We start from the raw sequence: 3,107 nt of genomic DNA, 5'->3' as shown, positions 1-3,107 counted from the left end.
GCGGCGGGCTCCGCCATGTGCGGAGCTCCGCCCACCGCCCTCGACTCCAAAACTCCACCAGCTCCGTGGACGCTACCTGGCGGCGCTGGCTCCGCGTGAACTCCGCGTCATCACCTCCTTGGGCTTGCGGGAAATCGCCTTGCAAAGGGATGTCAGCGGCCTTCCGCCTCTCTCGCCTGCCCCCCGGGCCGAGAACAGGGCCCAGGTCACAAAGGTCGCGTCGGAAGGCTGGTACACGAGCACCTGCTCCTACCCGACCACGCCGGATCTGGCGCACGCTGCTGCCATGGCGGCCTGGAATGCTCAGGTCGCAGAAAGGCGGCGCATCAAGGAGACCCTGAAGAGCATCAGGCAGATCCCGCGATGGGAAGTTCTGTCGCGCCGTACCAACCGCCGCCTGATGCGCTGGGTCTATCGCCTGACCTACATGAAGCCGATGACGCAGGCCGGCCTCAAAGCCAAGGCTGCGGCCGCGGTGGCGATCATGAAGACGGGAGCATCCGATCCATGGGTCGCGGCGCTTCACGCCTCGATCAGCCGTGATGCGCTCCGCATCATCAGCGCCGAGGCCGAGGCGAGGGCCGAAGCGGACCGGGAGGCCGATGGCGAGTTGTTGGCGCTCGGCCGGGCGTGGGAGGCGAGTTGCCGGCGAGACGACCGGACGCACATCGCACTGGTCGAGGCCGAAGAGCGCTACAACGCGCCCACGCCGCCTGAGGTGCTGTTCAACAAGCCCGGCGAGGCCGGGAAGCTCGGTCCTTACCCGGGCGAGCACATGCCGACAGGACGATACTGGTACGGGGCGCGGCAAACCATCGACGCCTTCAGGCGCATGGCCCTGGGTGGTCATCCGAACGTGCGGCGCGACGAGATCCTCCAGGCCTATGACGCCTGGATCGCAGCTGGCGCGGCGGAACGCGAGCGGTCCGGCCTCACTATCGCTCGGGAGGAGGTCGACGCCTCGGTCGCCGAGAATGCTGCCCTGCGCGCCCGCATCTGCATGCTGCCCGCTCGCACCCCCGCTGGCGTGGACCTCAAGCTGCGGGTGGTCCTCTGGCTGCACGACGGCCTCTCCGGCCTGGAAGATGAGCTGAGCCCGGAGGAGGTCGAGAACCCGGAATTCAGTGCCTCTATCGCCCTGTCGCTCGCGCTCGACCTCGCGCGCCAGCGCCGCGGCGCGGTGCCCTCCGCAGAGTCGGTGCAGATCGCGAGTGCCGCGTGAGCCCCACCCCAGGCGACGCAGCGCTGCGGCGCGCCTTCGATTGCGCTGTCGTCGACCACTTCGGCGGCGCCGCCGGCCAAGCCGACGCCGAGGAAGTGGTGGTCGCAGCATGCACGGTGGCCGGGAGCCACATCGCCGGCATGCGCGATCCCGTCGGCCGCGGCGTGCTGCTCGCCCAGGCACAGTGGACGCTCGGGCGCATCGTGGCCGAGGTCGCGAAAGCGGACGCCGTGAAGGGGAGAGGACCGCATGGGACGTGAGTTCGACCCCACCCTCGTGTCCCCGACGACGCCGCTGCGCCTGGCGCGCGCCGTCGAACTCGCCTGGCCCGAGGGTGGCATGACGGTGAGCGGCTTGCGGCGCGAGGCCACCCGCGGAAGACTGGTGCTGGAGCGTGTCGCGGGGAAGGACTTCGTGACGCTCGCGGCGATCGAGAGGATGAGGGAGCTATGCCGCGTCGGTCAAAGGGGGCCCGCCTCTGGCTCCGCCCCGCCGTCACCGACCCGTCGACCGGCGCCGTCGTCGAGAATGCCGTCTGGGTCATCCGCGACGGAAGCGCCTTCCGACGCACGGGCTGCGCTGAGAGCGATCTTGCAGGAGCCGAACAAGCCCTCGCGGCCTACATCCAGGCGCGTCATCAGCCCGATCGCGCCCGCGACCGTGATCCCCATCAAATCGAGATCGCCGACGTCCTCCTGATCTACATCGCCGACGTGGTCGCGAACCACGCCCGGCCAAAGGAGAGCAAGGGACGCATCGCGGCGCTGGAGCGCTATTGGGGCGGCCGGAAGCTGTCCGAGGTGTCCGGCCGCACCTGCCGGGATTACGCGAAGAAGCGGGGCAGCGCCGCCGCCGCCCGCCGCGAGCTGGAGGAACTCCGGGCCGCCATCAACCACCATCGCCGCGAGGGGCTATGCTCCCAGGTGGTCGAGGTCGTGCTGCCCGCGAAGGGCGGTTCGCGTGAGCGCTGGCTGACCCGATCCGAGGCCGCTCGCCTGCTGTGGGCCGCCTACAGCTACCGCGAGGTCCAGAAGGGCGTCGAGACCGACAAGCGCAGCCGGCGCCACATCGCCCGCTTCATCCTGGTGGCCCTCTACACGGGCACGCGCGCGGCCGCGATCTGCGGCGCCTGCTTCGAGCCCGGGAAGGACCGTGGCTGGATCGACCTCGACCGAGGCGTCTTCTACCGACGCGGCGAGGGCGTGCGGGAGACGAAGAAGCGGACGCCACCCATCCGCATCCCGGACCGGCTCCTGGCGCACCTGCGGCGCTGGAAGGCGCGCGGCATCGCGATCAACTTCGCCGTGGAGTTCGGCGGCGAGCCCGTGACCCGGATCACGAAGGCCTTCAACTCGTCGGCCCGCGAGGCAGGGCTGAACGCCGCCTACCACGCCGAGGACCACCTGCCGGCCGGCAAGCGTACCGCGCGGCGCGACGTGACCCCGCACGTGCTGCGTCACACCGCCGTGACGTGGGCCATGCAGAACCGGGCGGACCCGGAGGAGGCCGACGGCTATTTCGGGATGACGGCCGAGACGCGCCGCCGCGTCTACCAGCACCACCATCCGGACTTCCAGGCCGGCGTCGCCGCGGCTGTCACCCGCTCGCCAGCCGCACAGCTTCCGCACAGAAACGATCGCGACAAACGAGGACGAGACGCGCCGAAATCCGCCGTGGTTGCCGAACTTCACCAGGGAGATCGGCAGTAACACTCGTTCGGGACGAGGGGGTCGTAGGTTCGAATCCTATCACTCCGACCAATTTCCCGAGGCAAATCAGTCATCTGCGGACAGACCCAGAACGCCATTGTAATTGCTCACCTCCCCTGGGCTGGTGTGGTGTCGCGGGCGTCGGGAAGCGGTTGGATTTTTGGGTCGACGACGGC

3 protein-coding genes are annotated in these 3,107 nt (G+C 69.5%); all 3 read left to right on the top strand.

Annotated elements, in window-relative coordinates:
• On the top strand, positions 1-1,222 hold a 1,222-nt coding region (locus tag D3273_RS27315; RefSeq protein ID WP_207210925.1), incomplete at its 5' end, for a hypothetical protein.
• Positions 1,219-1,482 carry a hypothetical protein gene (locus tag D3273_RS27310; protein ID WP_129230146.1) on the top strand — a complete coding sequence of 88 codons (264 nt, stop codon included), beginning with the start codon at positions 1,219-1,221 and terminating at the stop codon, positions 1,480-1,482. The genes D3273_RS27315 and D3273_RS27310, both read left to right, overlap by 4 nt.
• A gap of 189 nt (positions 1,483-1,671) precedes the next feature.
• Entirely contained in the window at positions 1,672-2,931 is a 1,260-nt protein-coding gene (locus D3273_RS27300) for a tyrosine-type recombinase/integrase (RefSeq protein ID WP_165359745.1), read from the top strand.
• Positions 2,932-3,107: the final 176 nt, after the last annotated feature.

The sequence above is a fragment of the Lichenibacterium minor genome (assembly GCF_004137685.1).
GTDB lineage: Bacteria > Pseudomonadota > Alphaproteobacteria > Rhizobiales > Beijerinckiaceae > Lichenihabitans > Lichenihabitans minor.
The sequence above is the reverse complement of the archived record's forward strand: the minus strand, read 5'-3'. Positions and strand labels throughout refer to the sequence as shown.